This is a genomic window from Bacillus cereus group sp. Bce041, from assembly GCF_052646455.1.
The window spans coordinates 797,009-813,898 of sequence record NZ_JBQXON010000002.1 but is presented as its reverse complement, the minus strand read 5'-3'; the positions used below and the strand labels follow the sequence as shown (position 1 = coordinate 813,898).

Below are 16,890 nucleotides of genomic sequence, written 5' to 3'. Positions count from 1 at the left end.
AAATTGAGCAAAAAAGGGGAGCGTTTTTTAAAAGAAGTTACGAACCATATTAAATCAAAAGAAGCGAAGGACTTGGTGGCAACAGAACTAGACTTTCACTTGAAACAGACGAAGAATATGTGGATAGAGAAAGGCTTAAGTGAGGAAGTTGCTGAAGATAAGGCTGTTGAACAAATGGGAAGTCCAATTAAGCTTGGCCAGGAACTTAATAAACTACATAAGCCAAAGGTTGATTGGTTCTTAATTGGTTTATTAGTGGCTGCGATGGGGCTAGGATTTTTGCCAGTTATAGCGCTTGGACATGCTGACTTATTAATGAATAAGGTGATATTTGTAATTCTCGGTGTTACAACAGCGATTGGGATGATGCTATTTGATTATCGGAAGTTAGAGAGACTCGGGTGGCTGTTTTATACAATTGGTGTACTTATCTTGTTAATGATAAAGTGTTTTCCGACTGCTTATTTGAATGGTGAGCCATTAATGAAAATTGGTTCCATCATAATTGACTGTCTAATGACAATACCATTCTTCCTTCTAGCCTGGGCTTCTTTTTTCAATAACAGTAGATTAAAGTTTATACATCTTCTCATGTTGTATTTATTTTCTTTATATTTATTTCTAACTACATCAACTCTTTTACCACTGTTCATCTATATCACGATGGTATTTGTTATGCTTTGGTGGAGTAAGTTAGGAAAGAAAACGGCCTGGCTCATTACAATGTTACCGATTTGTTTCTTTATTATTAGGGATTTATTTTCCTGGTCTGCCGTAAAAGAATACCGGATAGCTAGAATTTTAGGGTTTTTAAACCCAGAGCATGATCAATGGTATTTACGTTTAAAAGAGGCAATGGCATCGGCAGGTTGGTTTGGTACATATGGAAATATAAAGTCTATCCCTGCTACTCATACTGATTTTGTATTTGCAAGTTTGACTTACTATTATGGATATGTGCTTGCGCTAGTTCTTGTCTTGATTTTGTCTCTTTTTGCAGTAAGAATAATGAATATAGCTTATAAAATAAATGATGGTTATGGTAAATTACTCCTCGTTGGTGGAGTAACTCTTTTTGTATTCCATTTCGTTTATAACGTTGGCATGATTCTTGGGATATTACCACGTGTCTCTATATCATTACCCTTTATTAGTTACGGCTTGATACCAACTCTATTTCACGCATTTATAATGGGGATCGTGCTAAGTGTATATCGACGTAAAGATATTCCTTTTAGAATGAGAAAAACACCTTGATGATTATCAAGGTGTTTTCATTATAAGCTCAAAACTCTCCGAATCAGCCCCAAGCACAAAAGGACTAACCTCGCCAACGCTATAAAGTTGCAACTCATGCATCGCCCGCGTACAAGCAGTGTAGAACAATCTACGTACGCTCTCATCACTGTACACAGCTTTAGAAGCATCGTAAATAATAACAGCGTCAAATTCAATACCCTTCGCTAAATAAGCAGGGATCACGACGATGCCTTGCTCATACTCGGCTGAGTTACTTTTCACAAGTTTAATATTGTCGATATGACGAAGTGCTTCGTAGGCAGCGGCGCTTTCAGCTGCAGATTTACATATAATTGCGATCGTATTATGCTGCTCTTTTTGTAGTTCCGCAACTTTGGCAGTAATGTGTTCGTGCAGTTCGTTGACATTCGATACTTTCGTCACTTTAGGTTTCTCGCCGTCACGTTCAAAGGCGTGAATGTTCTTGCCCTCCGGGACGAGAGTGCGTGTAAATTCAATAATTGGTTTTGTTGAGCGATAGCTACGAGTTAAGTTGATGCCGTTCGTTTCGTCTGGTCCGTATAAGCTAGTAAGTGTGTTGAAATTCACTGCTTCACTCGCATGAGCAAATATCGCTTGGTTAAAGTCTCCGAGTACAGTCATTCTTGCAGCAGGGAAGAGACGTTTTAAAAACTCGAACTGAAACGGCGAATAATCTTGCGCTTCGTCTACGAGTACGTGTTTAATCGACCTGTTCGTTTGGAAGCCTTCAATTAATTCTTTTAAAAGTAAGAATGGAGTCGCATCCTCGTAATATAGTTTTCCTTCATCAAGCATGTTTACTGTTAAGGAGCAAATGTCATCCCACTCTTTCGGTTTTTTCTCAGTAACCCATGATGCATCTGTGAAAAGTTGTTTATATATGCCTGTGAAATTGATAAAGCGTAATGTTTGAACGCCTTTACGCAGTGGCTTCAATTTTTTACGGACAATCATACGTCCAAGTACTCTCGTTTCTTTTTCAAAATCATTAAAGGAGTTGTCGTCAAACTCGCCTTTTTTCTGTAAATATTTATAAGCTTTTTGGTATTCATCTTTACTAAGTAATTCAATTTCTTCTTCTACCCAAGGCTTTTTCAGTTCTGCTTTTTCAAGTGCATCTATTTGCTTGTTTAGCCAATCCGTTAACTTCTCAATTCGACTATGGAAGCGGAGGGAGGAGTCGGTATTGTAAAATTGTTCTGTAATTTCTTTCGCAGAAACAATCAGTTTTCCTCTAAATTTCATTCCTCTAAATAGCATGCCTGAAGATTCAAGAGATTGTCTGTACGCTCTAATCATCTCGAAAAATTGAGTGGATGCTTTAAATCGGATACTCGCATTTCTCGTTTTATAGGTAGGATTATTCGTTTCAGTTAACATATATTCTAATTGTTCATAAGGATCTTCAACTTCAAATGACTTACTTAGTCTATGATTTAAATATTCTTGGAATGTAACTTGCTGCATATTTTCTTCACCGAGTTCAGGTAGTACGTTAGAAACGTAGCTATTGAACATAGAGTTAGGAGAGAAGAGAATAATTTGATCTGCTTTTAGCCATTCGCGATATTTATATAGTAAGTAGGCGATTCGTTGCAATGCAGCTGATGTTTTACCACTACCAGCGGCTCCTTGCACGATAAGGAGTCGGCCTTCATCGTGACGGATAATTTCATTTTGCTCGCGCTGAATCGTAGCAACGATGCTTTGCATATGTTTGTTCGTGCCTTTTCCAAGCGCTTGTTGCAAGATTTCATCACCAATTGTAAGGCTCGTATCGAACATAGAATCAATCTCGCCATTTTGAATAATGTATTGTAATTTTTTCTCCACATTACCGTGGATTACGCCGCCTGGTGTACTGTATTCAGCCGGTCCTGGTGGATAATCGTAGTACACACTCGAAATAGGTGCGCGCCAGTCATATATAAGGAAGTTTTCTCCGCTTGCATCAGTAAGTGTAGCGACGCCGATATAAATTTGATCCGCGGCAGATTCTCCTTCTTCTTTGAAATCAATTCGTCCGAAATAAGGTGCTTTATGCATGCGTCTTAATGCGGCAAGTCGATTAAAGGTGTGCTTATGGGTAATTTGTGTGACAGCTAGTGACTGAGCTTGTTGTCTTAAGTTGATAACTGTTTCAAGATAATCATCGAAAGTATCAGTATTCACTTTCACATCATCCCAAAAGTGTTTACGAATATTGATTACTTCTGCTCGGCGTCTGCCAGTTTCGTTTTCCAGTTTATCAATTTTCTCCGTAATTGTTTCAATTACGGTATCCAATCTTTTTTGCTCTAGATCAAGTTTTTTGTTCATACGGTAAGCACTCCTTTAAAAGTGAAAAATAGAGGTTGACTGAAGATGTGTTTTGGTGTACAATTAAGATACGGATAAATACGTTCCTTTTGTTTTGTAAAACGTGTTTCTGTTCTAATTTAACATAGTTTTTTCATTTAATCAATGATAATAAGATAAACCTTGGCTCTACGTGGCGTGGATCAAGGTTTTTTTGTGTTTGAAGAGGAGTCACGCTTGTTGTCGTTTTTTGTCGGTAAGTCGATATATTTCGAAAATCGCTGATATAATTGGAGTTGCGCTGATATATTTTGAAAATCGCCGATATAATTTCATTTACCGAATCTAGATATAACTACCGGGAGAAGAGGGGATAAAAAAAGCTCGGGCCGAAGCCCAAGCTTTTTTTACTTCATTATTTCTTTTCGTCTTTTTTATCGTCAGCTTTTTGCTCTTTGAAAAGATCTTTTAAATCTTTATCGTCAACTTTTACGTCAGCTTTTTTGATTTCTTTCATCATAAGATCGTTCATAAATTGAGCATCTTGTGTTTTTTCTTGAACTAGTGCTTTTTTAATATCAGCTTTTGCTTTGTCGAAAGTTGCATCTGCGTGATTATCAGTTACTTTAATAATATGGTAACCAAATTGTGTTTTTACAGGTTCGCTTACTTCACCTTTTTTCAACTTTTGAGCTGCTTCTTCAAATTCTTTTACCATTTTTCCTGGTCCGAAGAATCCTAAGTCGCCACCTTTTTCTTTTGAGCCTGTATCTTCAGAGTATTGTTTTGCTAATTCTTCGAAAGATTTACCTTGAGCAAGTTCATCTTTTACCTTTTTAGCAGTTTCTTCATCTTTTACAAGGATATGACTTGCTTTAATTTCTTTTTTATAATCCTCGAATTTTGCTTTTACATCTTTATCAGTAATCGATTGTTCAACCGCTTTTTCTTGAGCTAATTGAGCACGCACACTATTTTTAATAGTTTCTTCTTTAATACCTTGTTGTTTCATTAGTGTATCGAATTGATCACCGTATTGTTTTTTCATTTCATCGAACTTTTTGTCTACATCTTTGTCTTCAACTTTGTAGTTTTTAATAAGTACTTTTTCCATAACCATGTTGTTTAGTACTTGTTTACCAGCTTGTGTCTTCATTTGATCGTAGAATTCTTCTTTTGTAATGTCACCAGCTTTAGATGTAACAATTTTGTCTGATGATGATGTTCCACATGCTGATAATGCGATTACACTTGTTGCGGCTAAGGCAAGCATAGCTTTCTTCATTCAATAAACACTCCTACTATTATGTATTTTTAATTTATCCTACACCAATGAATTTTAGTTCATAAGAGCCCGATTAAGTCTCACTGATACTTTTGCTTTTTTATATTGGTAAAGCGCGCTTAACAGGGCTTACCGTGGCTGAGGATAAAGTTTTGATGAATGTTTTGTTCTATAGTATAAGCAATATGTACAAAATTTAATATATCATATTTCGAACCGTTTTCATATTGATAAAGAAAAATTAACCAGCACGTGTCAGATTTTGAAAGTGTGCCATATTGGGCGTATGCCGCATATACAGAATAGAGGAGGGGATGGGGATGAATTCTCAACTTATTTTATTACTTGTACTGTTTATTTTATTGGTTATTGTAGGTATAATTTGCTTATAGAGGAAAAAAGTGAGGAAGGGGCTTTCCTTCCTCACTTTCCATGAAATATAATTTCTATATAACTAGAAATTAATAAAATTGTTATACATACATTAATAACCCGAAAGACACCGGGCTGGCGGCTCGCAGCTATTTGTTTTCGTTCACACAGTGTATGTGTCATGAAATTCGTGTAAAATATAACAAGAAGTGCGAATGCGACAAAAACAACTGTTATAAGTGTCATGAGGCGAGACCTCCTTTTGGCTAAAATACATATACATATATTGTATCACACGATATTTTGTTCGTGTTACAAAATTCAGAAATAGAAGACTTTGTGTTAGAAAGTGAGGGAGAAAATGGACGTTGTTAGAAGATTAGAACAAGCTGAATACTATGTAGACCTATTATTTAAAATGATTGATGAAGAGAAGTGTCCATTTTATTCTTTGATCATAAAGAAAAAAGCTCGTAAAAAAGATATTGAACGTATACTAAATCTTTGTGAAAAACTGAACGGGCAATATGTAGTGGAGAAAGCAGAAGGGCTTCTTTTGTTCGATGCGCTGTTAGATCAATTTGAAAAAGCGCTTCCACATCAGCTCGAAGTACACGAAACTGCGGAAGCGCTAGCAAAACAAGGTTTATTTAAGCCGCTTATGAATGAATTCTTAAGCATGATTGCGAAAAAATAAATAGATTATTTCTTAACTAACTTTTGATCGGATTCTGTAAAGTTCTCTTCAATATCTTCTAATGATTTCTCAAAAATATCGATAAAGTCTTGTCCGTAAATGTTACGCAGGATTGCAATCAGTTCGATATTTTCTGGGAACTTCCCATAAAAATTACGAAGTGCAAGAGCCCCATTAAACACTGAATTATTTTCAGGATCATACTCTTCCATTAAGCGAAGTAGTAATTCTTCCCCTTTGTCTGTAATTTCAATGTACGTATTTCGTTTATCATCTTCCTTTTTTGAGAATACAAGATAGCCGCGTTCTTCCAGCTTTTTCGAGAAGTTAAACGCTGTTGATACGTGCATAACTCCAAACTTAGCAATCTCAGAAATAGAAGCCCCTTTTAAATGATAAGCGATTGTTAAAATATGATGTTCATTAATATTTAAATCGTAAGGTTTAATCCACTGCTGCCAATCTTTCTCTACACATTTCCATAACGCTTTCGATAATTGAGCAATGCGTTGGCTGAAAATCATCGCTTCTTTTACCGAGTAATCTTTTTCTCCACTTTTCATTTACTCACCCACTTTAACATTCTTTTTTCATTACTATCTATTATGCCAGTAAAATAAAAATTAATAAAGTCTTTTTGTGAGAATTGTGAAAATTTTTCGGAAAAATGACATTCTATACAAATCATGCATAACTATGGAAGCGTTTTATGAGTCGTAAATACATACGTTGTCCTTACATGTTAAGTGATAACATATATTGTAAATGCATAAAAACACGGCATATCTATACGATATGCCGTGTCAAGGTCAATTTATATAAAAAATATTTGTTATATGCAAAAAACTAAGCAGGAATTTGTTTACGCTTTTTCTGGAACAGCTTCTTGTAGTTTCTCAATTGACTTTTGGATGTCCAAAATTTCTTTCTCAATATGGCGCTTGTTTTGAGAAATATCTTGCTTCCAGTTAGAAAGCGTGTCTTGCATGTCATCTTTTAATTCTTGAAACACTTCTTTACCTTCTGAAGCAGTTTCAACAATTTGACGCTTTAATAATTTCGTATCAGCTGTAATATCAGCTAAAGTCTTTTTAATATCATTTCCTTTTTCTTTTAACTTGCCGCGCATGTCTTTACCAGAAGAAGGAGTTGAGAAAAGAACAGCTAGTCCAGCAACTGCTCCGCCGCAAATAACACCTGTAATAAAGGATTTAGCTTTTGACATAAAAGGAGACCTCCTTATTTTTTGTTCGTATTCATGATGGGAAAAATATGCATATCTTTCTTATATGTGCTATGCACAAACAATCATCCCTGAGCATTTTAAGTAAAGAAACAAGCCATGCGGAATTTGATGACTTCAGGGAAGTGGCTTGTTATGTATTACGCCTTCTTATAGTGTCATTATTTCACACTATTTGCAATTGTACTTGCGATGTTTTGTAAATTTTCCATAGTGTATTCATTTTGATGTGATTTCCAAACAGCACCGAAACCATCTTTTTCACCGTAGCGTGGAATTAAATGAAGGTGGAAGTGGAACACAGTTTGTCCAGCTTTTTCACCGTTATTGTTAAGTAGGTTAAAGCCAACTGGATTAAACTCTGCTTTAATCGCATTTGCGATTTTTGGAACGACAGAAAAAATGTGTGATGCGATTTCTGGCGTTAACGCAAAAATGTCTTGTTTGTGAACTTTCGGAATAACAAGAGTATGTCCTTTTGTTACTTGACTAATATCTAAAAATGCAAGCACATGTTCATCTTCGTATACTTTTGAGCAAGGGATTTGCCCGTCAATGATTTTACAAAAAATACAATTGTCTGCTGTATGATTCATTGATCTCATCCTTTCAAATATCCTTAGCCGTATTTTACCATAATTACATAAGAGAACAAACACGAAAAACAGGAAGCTGACTCAGCTTCCTGTTTTCTGAAGAGGGATTGAAAAAGCATTATCGTAATTTACGTTTCGCAGACACCTCATTTATTTAAGAAATGCACGGTAAATCGGCTAAAGTTTCTGCCGTAGACACCCCATTTTCAAGTGAAATGAATTGCAATCTTTTTTAAAATGAAATTGTTTATTTTTTAAAACAGTATATGCTCTTTCAGAGACACCCCGTTTCGAAAATGAAACAAATGATCTGGTTATGTGTAAATTTCATTGTCCAACTTGGACACCCCATTTCATGATGACTTCACTATGTTGTTGTACTCATCAATTGGTGGTTGCTTTTTCAATGTGTTCCTTCTTCAATAATTATGATGTCCGCTTTCGGAAAAATATATGCTAATAAATTAAAAAATTTTTTTTGAGTACATGGATACTATGTAGTACAGCATAATTTTTGGTAAGATGAATATAGAATGAATACTAATGAAGAAAGTGGTGTCGTATGAGCGAGTTATTGCGTGTAGAAAATGTTACAGGAGGATATACGAAACGACCTGTATTAAAAGACGTTTCGTTCTCTGTTAATAAAGGCGAACTTGTCGGCTTAATCGGTTTAAATGGAGCTGGTAAAAGTACGACGATTAAACATATTATCGGTTTAATGGAACCGAAAAAAGGAACTGTCACAATTAATGGGAAAACAATTCGTGATGATATGACAGCGTACCGTTCTAGCTTTTCATTCATTCCGGAAACGCCAGTATTATATGATGAATTAACGTTAGAAGAGCATTTGAAATTAACAGCTATGGCGTATGGCGTTGATGAAAAACAATATGAAGAACGTGTAGGACAACTACTACAAGAGTTTCGTATGAAAAATCGTTTAAAATGGTTTCCATCTCATTTCTCAAAAGGAATGAAACAAAAAGTAATGATTATGAGCGCATTTTTAGTGGAGCCATCTCTTTACATAGTAGATGAACCTTTCGTTGGATTAGATCCGTTAGCGATTCAATCCCTTCTTCAAATGATGGACCAAATGAAAAAGAGTGGTGCCGGTATTTTAATGAGCACACATATTTTAGCGACGGCAGAGCGTTATTGTGATTCGTTCATTATTTTGCATCAAGGTGAAGTAAGAGCGAAGGGAACGCTATCTGAACTGCAATCACAGTTTAATATGCCAGGTGCAACGTTAGATGATATTTACATCGCGCTAACAAAGGAAGAAGATTATGAATAGCACAGCGTTATGGAAAGAACGATTTCGTCACTTTCTAAAAGAAGTTCGTACATATAGTAAATACGTATTTAATGATCATTTGAAATTTATTTTCGTGTTCATCATCGGTGCGGGAGCGTACTATTACCAGCAATGGTTACAAACGTTAACATCTTCGTTTCCAACTGCGCTCGTAATGGCAGTATTAATTGGACTCGTGTTAACGGCTGGATCCATTCAAACGTTATTAAAAGAAGCGGATCTCGTTTACTTGCTGCCAGTTGAACAAAAATTAAAACCATACTTTACAAAGGCGTTTCTTTTTACGTTTATGATTCAGTTGTACATAATCGCAATTGTAGCGGCAGCGCTTGCTCCGTTATACTTTCAGCAAATGAAACAAACAGGAGCGGCTTACATATGGATTGTACTCGCGTTTGTCATCGTAAAAGCGTGGAACTTATTCGTAGCATGGGAAAAGTCATTTTTAACAGATCAAAATATACAAAGAGCGGATTGGTTCATTCGTTTTATCCTAAACGGTTTATTTGTATATTTCCTTGTAGAACGTACTTCAGTTCTTTTCATTGGTGGAATCGTCCTTCTCATGGTGTTATACCTTGCTATCATGCATCAAATGGTAAAGGGAAAGCCACTAAACTGGGAGTATTTAATTTCTGAAGAAGGTAAGAAGATGATGCTGCTGTACCGCATCGCGAACATGTTCGTTGATGTACCAGCATTAAAAGAAAGAGTAGCACGCAGAAAATGGCTCGATTTCATTCTTTCGATGATTGGTGAAAAGCGTACATATTTATACTTATATACGAGAACGTTTTTAAGATCAGGTAACTATTTTGGATTATATGTGCGTTTGCTCGCTCTTGGAGGAGTTATTTTGTACTTCATTCCGTTTTTATATGGACGATTTATCGTAAGCCTTATTTTCCTATACTTAATCGGTTATCAGCTCTTAACTTTATGGAAACATCACCGCATGAAGATTTGGCTTGATTTGTATCCGGTAGGGGGAGAAGAGAAGAAGAAAGATTTTCTTACTTTATTAAACGCGATTCTAATCATCGGGAGCGTAATCTTTACAGTTATATTTGCACTAGCAACGAAAGATTTCATGATGACAGGAATTTTACTTATCGTAAGCATATTATTTAGTATCGGTTTCGTTTACCAATACGGGGCGAAGCGCATTGAGCGTTTAAATTGAAGGGAATGAACCTATGATTACATATGAAGAAAAGGTTATAAAAGAACTGGAGCAGTGGAAAGCTACATTTATGAAAGATTCTTCTATGATGACACGGTTCTCAAAGAAAGTGCAGACGAAGGTGCAACAGCTCATTCCGGCGAAAGTACAAAAGGTACTAACAGAGACGATTCGTATGATGGTGCAAACAATCAGCGCCGGGTCAAACTTTATAAAGCCGAAGCTAAAAGAGACGACATGGTCACTGCAAAGACGTGACGATGAAGTTCGTAAAAAAATGGATGAGTATAAAAAAATAGCAGCGGCAGAAGGGGCAGGGACGGGGGCTGGCGGTATTCTCCTCGGTCTTGCTGACTTTCCGCTTTTACTCGGCATTAAAATTAAATTTTTATTCGATGCAGCGACATTGTACGGATTTGATACGAGCAACAAAGAAGAGCGCCTTTTTATCCTTCATGTTTTTCAGCTTGCCTTTTCAAGTGACGATCACCGAAAAGAAATATGGAAAGCAATCGAAACGTGGGATACAGAAGAAGAAAATCATATGGACTGGGAAAAGTTCCAAACAGAGTACCGAGACTATATCGATTTAGCCAAAATGCTGCAGCTCGTACCAATAATCGGTGCCCCGGTAGGCGCATATGCGAACTATCAACTACTGCAAAGACTCGGAGAAGTGACGATGAATTGTTATCGTATGCGATTGCTGAATAGGGATTAAAAAGAAGGCGTCCTACATGTGTAACGTAGGACGCCTTTTCTTAGAAGCCAAGTCCGATATAGCTAACTCCAACTATAATCAATACGATAAAAAGTACAATGATTAATGAAAATCCGCTCTTACCAGCTTGTCCTGCTTCACCGCCGCCATTACCACCACTACCGCCATTACCACCAAGTCCCATATGATATCCTCCTTATTGTTATATGTTGCTTTTACTTTATAACTTTCTGTATTTTCTGATAAACACCTTCTGTAGTGCTAACTAAATTGAAAATCATTTCGTTTTGTTTTATAATTTACTTACCGACCGGTAAGTAAAAATAAGTGAGGTACAGTATGACGAAGAATTTACAAACATCGCAAAACATTGTAGAGGCATCATTTAAACTTATGGCAGAACACGGCATTGAGAAGATGAGTCTTTCCATGATTGCGAAAGAGGTAGGTATTTCAAAACCGGCTATTTATTATCATTTTTCTTCTAAAGAAGCGTTAATCGATTTTTTATTTGAAGAAATTTTCTCTGGATATCATTTCGTGAGTTATTTCGATAAAGAGCAATATACGAAAGAAAACTTTGCAGAAAAGTTAATTGCTGATGGTTTACATATGCTCTCTGAATATGAAGGGCAAGAAGGGATATTACGCGTTATCAATGAATTTATCGTAACTGCATCGCGAAATGAAAAGTATCAGAAACGCTTATTTGAAATACAAGAAGATTTCTTAAATAGTTTCCACGATTTATTGAAGAAAGGCGTAGAACTTGACGTAGTGTCACAACATGAAACGGAAGAAAATGCTCATACGCTAGCACTCGTGATTGATAATATGAGCAACTATATGCTCATGGGATTCCAGTTAAAGTATAAAGAAATTTGGATTCGAAATGTGAAAAACGTCATGAAGGAGGAGTAAAGATGAAAATGCAAAAAAACTGGTGGCTCGGTTTTCTTGGATTTATTGGGGTTTATAAAATACCAGGTATGATTCAAGCTTTTCAAGCGGATGGAAATTGGATGAAGTTAATCGGTTTCATTTGGCTACTTTGGTTCGGATATTTTATTCCTGAGAAGAAAGAAGATTGAATTTCAATTTTCTGTAAAGTTACGTAAAATATAGATTAAGAGTATTCATATATTAGATTACTAGATTTGGAGTGGTTACATGGATCCATTGAAAAATGAAATTCACCCTGACATGGTCAAGGTGTGGAAAGCGCGTTCTTTAATTGAGCTAGGAATCAGTATTATAGTCATTTTGGCATATCTTTTCTTTATGATTAAGTTTAATTGGTGGGCTTGGATTTTCTATGTGCTCATCGGATTAACAATTGTATATACACCGTTTGATTACTTTACGTTTCCAAAACTACGTCAACGTTATTACAGCTACCAACTAAATGAAGAAGAACTTGAAATTCAGCATGGTCTTTTCGTCGTAAAGCGCGTATTAGTACCGATGATTCGTGTGCAGCACGTTACGATTGAACAAGGGCCAATTATGAGAAAATACGGATTAGCAGAATTACACATTTCAACAGCAGCAACTTCTCATAGCATCCCAGGTTTAACGATGTATGAAGCTGAAATGTTGAAAACGAAAATCGCAGAATTAGCGAAAGTGAGTGATGAGGATGTATAAGAGGCAGCATCCAATCACGATGTTATTAGAATTAAAAATAACAGATTTTATACCACTCATTATTTTTCTTTTTAGCTTAAGGGGAAAGTTTCCATTTTGGTATTTAGTTCCTATTGGTTTTGCGGTAATCACAATTGTTTCAGCTATCGTAGGTTGGTATTACAAAGTATACTGGGTCGAAAATAACGTATTACATGTGAAGCAAGGTCTCTTCGTAAAGAAGGAGAGCTACTTAAATAAAGAACGTGTTCAAACGATTAATACAAGTTCTAACGTACTATACCAAATGCTCGGTTTGAAAAAAATTCAGATTGAAACAGCTGGCGGGGGCGATGAAGCAGAAGTTAGCTTAGCTGGAATTACGGTAGAAGAGGCGACGGAGCTTATTACTTTGCTAAATGAGCCAACTCCAGAAGTGAAAGCAGAAAAAACGTTAGACGAAGCAGCAGAAAATACAGTAGAAAAAGCAATTGTTACAGAGGAAAAACAAACGACAGAGTACAAGTTAACGTGGAAAGAGATTTTAATAGCGTCTGTTACATCTGGTCAATTTGGAGTATTGTTCTCTTTAATCTTTTTCGTTTATCACCAAGTAGATGAGTATATTCCGAAATGGATAAAAAATAGTGTGACGTCATATGTAATGGACCACGATATATATGGCTGGATTTACATGGTAGCTATTTTACTTGTCGTTTCTTGGATGATATCTACAATTGGCTACGCGTTAAAACACGGTAACTTCACAGTGAATCGAAAAAATGATGAAGTCCGTATTTCGCAAGGGTTACTGGAGAGAAAAGAACTCGTACTAAAATTGCACCGCATTCAAGGGATTACGATAAAAGAAGGCATTTTACGCCAACCGTTCGGTTATTGTGCTGTGCAAGTAGAAGTCATTCAAAGTGAAGGGAAAGAAGAAAAAGTTACACTGCATCCTATCATTCGAAAAGATCGAGTGCAACAATTACTCGCGCATTTACAATTACCATACGAACTGAATGCAAGTATTACTTCGTTACCAAAAGCAGCATTGCGCCGCTATCTCATTGATAGTTTTATCTTTTTCGCTATGCTCGCAATCCCGCTTACTGGAATAAGCATATACTTTGAAAAGTATTACATCATGTGGGCATTACTACCGCTCGCAATCCTTATCTTTACACTTGGATACACAACATTTAAAACAAATGGCTACAGTGTTAACGGAGAACAAATTACACTTGTCTATCGTAGCGTCGGAAAATATACAGGACTTATTAGAAGAAGACACGTCCAATCAATGGAGAAGACACAATCATATTTCCAGCGCCGTGCGGATTTATGTACGTATAAGTTTTCGAGTGCATCATCTAGTTATAAAATAGAGCATACGAGAGTAGAAGATGCGGAGAGAATGCAGGATTGGTATAAGAAGAAAATAAATGAGATGTAACTTGAGAAAGCTTGCCTATTATGAAAGGCAGGCTTTTTTGTTATAGGGAAAAGAGTCGTTTAATCCATATATTAGTACAACTACAGCACACATGTATCAATACGTATGAAAAAAGGTAATATGCTTCTGTTTTAGGAAAATATGTGGGATTTTTGATATAAATGGTATAATAAAATGGAAATAGTATTAGGAGGTTATATATGATAAGTCAGTTGAAAAGAGAAGCACTTGATGCATTAAAAGGAAGATGGGGACTAGCGGTAGGGGCAACCTTATTAATTGGAATCCTTATTGGAGCTGTTGAAATGCTAACAACAGGTATTTTCTCGATATTTTGGGGTTGGGAAGAAGCAAGTGATTCACTTACAGTAAGTATTATAGTAATGCTTGTTATTGGTCCATTAACAATAGGTGCCTATTATCTTGTTTTAAATGCAATTCGTGGGACTGATGCTCGCATTGGTCATATATTTAGATGGTTTAGCGATGGAAGTAAGTTGATGAAGTCGTTTTTAACATATTTACTAATGTATGTATACTTGACTCTATGGACATTACTTCTTATTATTCCAGGTATTATTAAATCATTTTCTTATTCTATGACATATTTTATTTTGAATGATCATCCAGAATATACAGCGAATCAAGCGATTACTGAGAGTCGTCATATGATGAATGGACATAAAATGGATTACTTTTTACTATGCTTAAGTTTCTTAGGTTGGTTCATTTTAAGTATTCTTACTGTAGGAATCGGTTTCTTATGGTTAGCACCTTATTTCTACGCGACATCAGCCGCATTTTATGAAGAGATTTCAAAAGAATATTATAAAAAAGAATATTATAAAAAAGAAGGCACTACTTTCTAATAAAACATATAAACTATCTACCCTAAAGAATGTAGGGAGCAGATAGCAGATGGTTTAGGTGTTTTGATATTTGTCCTATTTTCGGGATTCACTTCAGGATAAGGTATAGATTTTTATATAGAAATGCTACCCTCTATGTTTTATCATAGAGGGTTATTTTTTTATGTAAAAATGATAGGAAATAATGAATAATATATGTAAAGAAAAAAGCGAGGTGAATGAGAGTGAGCAAATTTTTAATACCGTATTCATTTTCTATATTAAGTTTCTTTATTTCAGCAACAGCACTTGATTTATATGATAGGATGGGAAACGATAGTGAGCTGGTTTCGCCGAACATAATTGGAAAGATAATTCAATCTACTGCGCAAATGGGAGTCCTTACATTGTATTTCGGAGTACCTATTATTTTAGGTGGCTGTCTACTTGGTGAGCTATTGTTTAGAGGTATCATTTTACGATTTAAACCAAGCTATATTATATCTTTATTATTATATCTATTTTTAGCTTTTAGTATTGTTTTCGTAACGGTAGGCATTCCAACTACATATGAAGATTCTAATACATTTTTCATGGGGATAACTATGATTTGTGCTGTTACATTCTTTGTGAGTCGGAATATATGGGAAAACAAGTTAATAATGGAGTGACAAAATGAAATACACCTGTCCATGTTGCGGATATAAAGTTTCACTTTATTGGATCAGTTAGAAAACCGACTAGTGAAGATGTGAAGGATGCTAGTTGGCAGCGAATTTGTTAAGTAGAATGTTATTACTCAATTTAATGGGAGTAATAACATTTTTTATTTAGTACTGAAAGAATTACTGCTGTCTTAAAGTAATAAGAAGGACTAAATCGGTAAATTTTATTAATGGATATATTTTCAATAAATACAAAAGTATAGATGTATAGTCATCTTTGTGTATTTAATGTTATCATATTGAATGATATGGAAATTTTTAATAGAATAAGTAACTAAAAATTCAAAGGTAATGAAGCTTTTGTTGTATAAAGAAAATACTTAGTAGTAATCAACAATATTAAAAATAAGATTCGTATTTATATAAATTTAGTAGAAATGGGGTTTTAAAAAGGAATGAGTATAAGCATAACGCGGCAAAAGATTTTGGCGGCCGCTTCTCAAATTGTACAATGTAAAGGGGTTGCTAAATTAACTTTAGAAGCAGTGGCAAAAGAGGCGGGTTTAAGCAAAGGTGGATTATTGTATCACTTTTCAAATAAAGAAGCTTTAATAGAAGGTATGATAGTCCGAGGGGTAGAGGATTATGAAGGGGCCATTTACAATAAAGTAGCGGAAGACTCAGAGAGGAAAGGGAGATGGGTTCGCTCTTTTGTAGAGGAAAGATTAAGTAATGAGAGAAGAACAGAAGAGTTGTCTAGCAGTATGATGGCAGCACTCATGTTAAAACCTGAATTACTTGAGCCATTACAACAATCATTTCAGCAACTGCAAAAAAATATAGAAAATGATGAGATAGATTCAGTTTGTGCAACAATTATTAGATTAGCAGCAGATGGATTATGGTATTCGGAATATTTAGGGGTTGGAAGACTAAGCCCCGAGTTAAGAGAAAAAGTGATTCAAGCTCTTATTAGTAATTCGTATAAATAGAATATACGAACTATATAATGAGAAAATAATTCACCATTGCTTCTTTAATGTAGTGGTGAATTATTTTTTTTATTAGAAAAATAGAACAATTTTATAGAGTATTGAATTATAACCGTCCAGACGGTATAGTAATATTTGGTTTAAGAGGAAAATGAAACAAAAAAAGAATAAAAGATATTTTTAGCACACTATTCGAAAGGATAGGCCGCAAAGCTTAGAGTCTACGGTAATACATATTGGTTACTAAGATCGTCTGGTTGCACATTTTTGATGCAACCGGACGATCTTTTTTTGTTATAT

Annotated in this window: 19 protein-coding genes and 1 riboswitch; of the genes, 12 read left to right on the top strand and 7 right to left on the bottom strand. The window is 35.4% G+C overall.

The features are described 5' to 3' along the window. The first annotated feature begins 3 nt into the window (after positions 1–3). Positions 4–1,257 carry an FtsW/RodA/SpoVE family cell cycle protein gene (locus ACUN13_RS10160; RefSeq protein ID WP_257115904.1) on the top strand — a complete coding sequence of 418 codons (1,254 nt, stop codon included), beginning with the start codon at positions 4–6 and terminating at the stop codon, positions 1,255–1,257. A 6-nt stretch (positions 1,258–1,263) separates the two neighbouring features. Here ACUN13_RS10160 and helD read toward each other — a convergent pair whose 3' ends face one another. The 3 genes from helD to ACUN13_RS10145 all read right to left on the bottom strand — a co-directional run bounded on the left by helD (position 1,264) and on the right by ACUN13_RS10145 (position 5,482). After that, complete coding sequence (gene helD, locus ACUN13_RS10155) at positions 1,264–3,600, bottom strand: RNA polymerase recycling motor HelD (protein WP_342761683.1); 2,337 nt, start codon at positions 3,598–3,600, stop codon at positions 1,264–1,266. A gap of 394 nt (positions 3,601–3,994) precedes the next feature. Continuing rightward, complete coding sequence (gene prsA / locus ACUN13_RS10150; protein ID WP_030023723.1) at positions 3,995–4,864, bottom strand: peptidylprolyl isomerase PrsA; 870 nt, start codon at positions 4,862–4,864, stop codon at positions 3,995–3,997. Positions 4,865–5,287: 423 nt separating this feature from the next. Then, positions 5,288–5,482 (bottom strand): hypothetical protein, encoded by a 195-nt coding sequence (locus ACUN13_RS10145; protein ID WP_000172690.1) that lies wholly within the window; start codon positions 5,480–5,482, stop codon positions 5,288–5,290. Between the two features lie 115 nt (positions 5,483–5,597). On the opposite strand from ACUN13_RS10145, the gene ACUN13_RS10140 reads away from it, so the two are divergent. Then, positions 5,598–5,933, top strand: coding sequence for a YhaI family protein (locus ACUN13_RS10140; RefSeq protein WP_257115905.1), 336 nt, complete (start codon positions 5,598–5,600; stop codon positions 5,931–5,933). A gap of 5 nt (positions 5,934–5,938) precedes the next feature. On the opposite strand, the gene ACUN13_RS10135 is transcribed toward ACUN13_RS10140, so the two are convergent. The 3 genes from ACUN13_RS10135 to ACUN13_RS10125 form a co-directional block, all read right to left on the bottom strand. Then, positions 5,939–6,496, bottom strand: coding sequence for an HTH-type transcriptional regulator Hpr (locus tag ACUN13_RS10135; RefSeq protein ID WP_000834924.1), 558 nt, complete (start codon positions 6,494–6,496; stop codon positions 5,939–5,941). A gap of 299 nt (positions 6,497–6,795) precedes the next feature. Beyond that, a complete protein-coding gene (locus tag ACUN13_RS10130; protein ID WP_000030302.1) occupies positions 6,796–7,158 on the bottom strand; it encodes a YtxH domain-containing protein in 363 nt (120 codons plus the stop codon). A 179-nt stretch (positions 7,159–7,337) separates the two neighbouring features. Beyond that, entirely contained in the window at positions 7,338–7,772 is a 435-nt protein-coding gene (locus ACUN13_RS10125) for an HIT family protein (protein WP_001016835.1), read from the bottom strand. A 562-nt stretch (positions 7,773–8,334) separates the two neighbouring features. Between ACUN13_RS10125 and ecsA the strand changes: the two genes are divergently transcribed. Genes ecsA through ecsC form a run of 3 tightly spaced genes read left to right on the top strand, consistent with a single transcriptional unit; the run spans position 8,335 to position 11,003 of the window. Beyond that, positions 8,335–9,078 (top strand): ABC transporter ATP-binding protein EcsA, encoded by a 744-nt coding sequence (gene ecsA / locus ACUN13_RS10120; RefSeq protein WP_001292603.1) that lies wholly within the window; start codon positions 8,335–8,337, stop codon positions 9,076–9,078. Beyond that, on the top strand, positions 9,071–10,282 hold the full coding sequence (gene ecsB / locus ACUN13_RS10115; RefSeq protein ID WP_001089127.1) for an ABC transporter permease EcsB: 1,212 nt from the start codon (positions 9,071–9,073) through the stop codon (positions 10,280–10,282). The genes ecsA and ecsB overlap by 8 nt, the downstream gene beginning before the upstream one ends. A 13-nt stretch (positions 10,283–10,295) precedes the next feature. Continuing rightward, positions 10,296–11,003 (top strand): ecs operon protein EcsC, encoded by a 708-nt coding sequence (ecsC, locus tag ACUN13_RS10110; RefSeq protein ID WP_000634139.1) that lies wholly within the window; start codon positions 10,296–10,298, stop codon positions 11,001–11,003. A gap of 40 nt (positions 11,004–11,043) precedes the next feature. Here the strand turns inward: ecsC and ACUN13_RS10105 are convergent, their stop codons facing one another. After that, positions 11,044–11,187, bottom strand: a complete 144-nt coding sequence (locus ACUN13_RS10105) for a YjcZ family sporulation protein (RefSeq protein ID WP_000522760.1) — start codon at positions 11,185–11,187, stop codon at positions 11,044–11,046. 155 nt (positions 11,188–11,342) lie between these two features. On the opposite strand from ACUN13_RS10105, the gene ACUN13_RS10100 reads away from it, so the two are divergent. The 7 genes from ACUN13_RS10100 to ACUN13_RS10070 all read left to right on the top strand — a co-directional run bounded on the left by ACUN13_RS10100 (position 11,343) and on the right by ACUN13_RS10070 (position 16,590). Beyond that, positions 11,343–11,924: a TetR/AcrR family transcriptional regulator gene (locus ACUN13_RS10100; protein ID WP_257115906.1), complete on the top strand. Its 582-nt coding sequence runs from the start codon at positions 11,343–11,345 to the stop codon at positions 11,922–11,924. A 2-nt stretch (positions 11,925–11,926) separates the two neighbouring features. Then, positions 11,927–12,094: a hypothetical protein gene (locus tag ACUN13_RS10095; protein ID WP_257115907.1), complete on the top strand. Its 168-nt coding sequence runs from the start codon at positions 11,927–11,929 to the stop codon at positions 12,092–12,094. 79 nt (positions 12,095–12,173) lie between these two features. Next, positions 12,174–12,650, top strand: a complete 477-nt coding sequence (locus ACUN13_RS10090; protein WP_000371346.1) for a PH domain-containing protein — start codon at positions 12,174–12,176, stop codon at positions 12,648–12,650. Next, the gene (locus ACUN13_RS10085; RefSeq protein ID WP_257115908.1) at positions 12,643–14,085 is read left to right on the top strand and encodes a PH domain-containing protein; all 1,443 of its coding nucleotides are present in this window, start codon (positions 12,643–12,645) and stop codon (positions 14,083–14,085) included. The genes ACUN13_RS10090 and ACUN13_RS10085 overlap by 8 nt, the downstream gene beginning before the upstream one ends. A gap of 200 nt (positions 14,086–14,285) precedes the next feature. After that, entirely contained in the window at positions 14,286–14,954 is a 669-nt protein-coding gene (locus ACUN13_RS10080) for a DUF975 family protein (RefSeq protein ID WP_445423766.1), read from the top strand. A gap of 224 nt (positions 14,955–15,178) precedes the next feature. Further along, positions 15,179–15,604 (top strand): hypothetical protein, encoded by a 426-nt coding sequence (locus ACUN13_RS10075; protein ID WP_257115909.1) that lies wholly within the window; start codon positions 15,179–15,181, stop codon positions 15,602–15,604. 449 nt (positions 15,605–16,053) lie between these two features. Then, a complete protein-coding gene (locus ACUN13_RS10070; RefSeq protein ID WP_000028010.1) occupies positions 16,054–16,590 on the top strand; it encodes a TetR/AcrR family transcriptional regulator in 537 nt (178 codons plus the stop codon). 172 nt (positions 16,591–16,762) lie between these two features. Beyond that, a riboswitch (cyclic di-GMP riboswitch) is annotated at positions 16,763–16,855 on the top strand. The last annotated feature ends 35 nt before the right edge of the window (positions 16,856–16,890 follow it).

Bases quoted from the DNA above. Each gene is read 5' to 3' on its own strand.
- prsA (WP_030023723.1), bottom strand. From the start codon at position 4,864: ATGAAGAAAGCTATGCTTGCCTTAGCCGCAACAAGTGTAATCGCATTA.
- ecsB (WP_001089127.1), top strand. From the start codon at position 9,071: ATGAATAGCACAGCGTTATGGAAAGAACGATTTCGTCACTTTCTAAAA.
- helD (WP_342761683.1), bottom strand. From the start codon at position 3,600: ATGAACAAAAAACTTGATCTAGAGCAAAAAAGATTGGATACCGTAATT.
- ecsA (WP_001292603.1), top strand. From the start codon at position 8,335: ATGAGCGAGTTATTGCGTGTAGAAAATGTTACAGGAGGATATACGAAA.
- ACUN13_RS10140 (WP_257115905.1), top strand. From the start codon at position 5,598: ATGGACGTTGTTAGAAGATTAGAACAAGCTGAATACTATGTAGACCTA.
- ACUN13_RS10145 (WP_000172690.1), bottom strand. From the start codon at position 5,482: ATGACACTTATAACAGTTGTTTTTGTCGCATTCGCACTTCTTGTTATA.
- ACUN13_RS10130 (WP_000030302.1), bottom strand. From the start codon at position 7,158: ATGTCAAAAGCTAAATCCTTTATTACAGGTGTTATTTGCGGCGGAGCA.
- ACUN13_RS10095 (WP_257115907.1), top strand. From the start codon at position 11,927: ATGAAAATGCAAAAAAACTGGTGGCTCGGTTTTCTTGGATTTATTGGG.
- ACUN13_RS10105 (WP_000522760.1), bottom strand. From the start codon at position 11,187: ATGGGACTTGGTGGTAATGGCGGTAGTGGTGGTAATGGCGGCGGTGAA.
- ACUN13_RS10070 (WP_000028010.1), top strand. From the start codon at position 16,054: ATGAGTATAAGCATAACGCGGCAAAAGATTTTGGCGGCCGCTTCTCAA.
- ACUN13_RS10125 (WP_001016835.1), bottom strand. From the start codon at position 7,772: ATGAATCATACAGCAGACAATTGTATTTTTTGTAAAATCATTGACGGG.
- ACUN13_RS10135 (WP_000834924.1), bottom strand. From the start codon at position 6,496: ATGAAAAGTGGAGAAAAAGATTACTCGGTAAAAGAAGCGATGATTTTC.
- ACUN13_RS10100 (WP_257115906.1), top strand. From the start codon at position 11,343: ATGACGAAGAATTTACAAACATCGCAAAACATTGTAGAGGCATCATTT.
- ACUN13_RS10080 (WP_445423766.1), top strand. From the start codon at position 14,286: ATGATAAGTCAGTTGAAAAGAGAAGCACTTGATGCATTAAAAGGAAGA.
- ACUN13_RS10085 (WP_257115908.1), top strand. From the start codon at position 12,643: ATGTATAAGAGGCAGCATCCAATCACGATGTTATTAGAATTAAAAATA.
- ecsC (WP_000634139.1), top strand. From the start codon at position 10,296: ATGATTACATATGAAGAAAAGGTTATAAAAGAACTGGAGCAGTGGAAA.
- ACUN13_RS10090 (WP_000371346.1), top strand. From the start codon at position 12,174: ATGGATCCATTGAAAAATGAAATTCACCCTGACATGGTCAAGGTGTGG.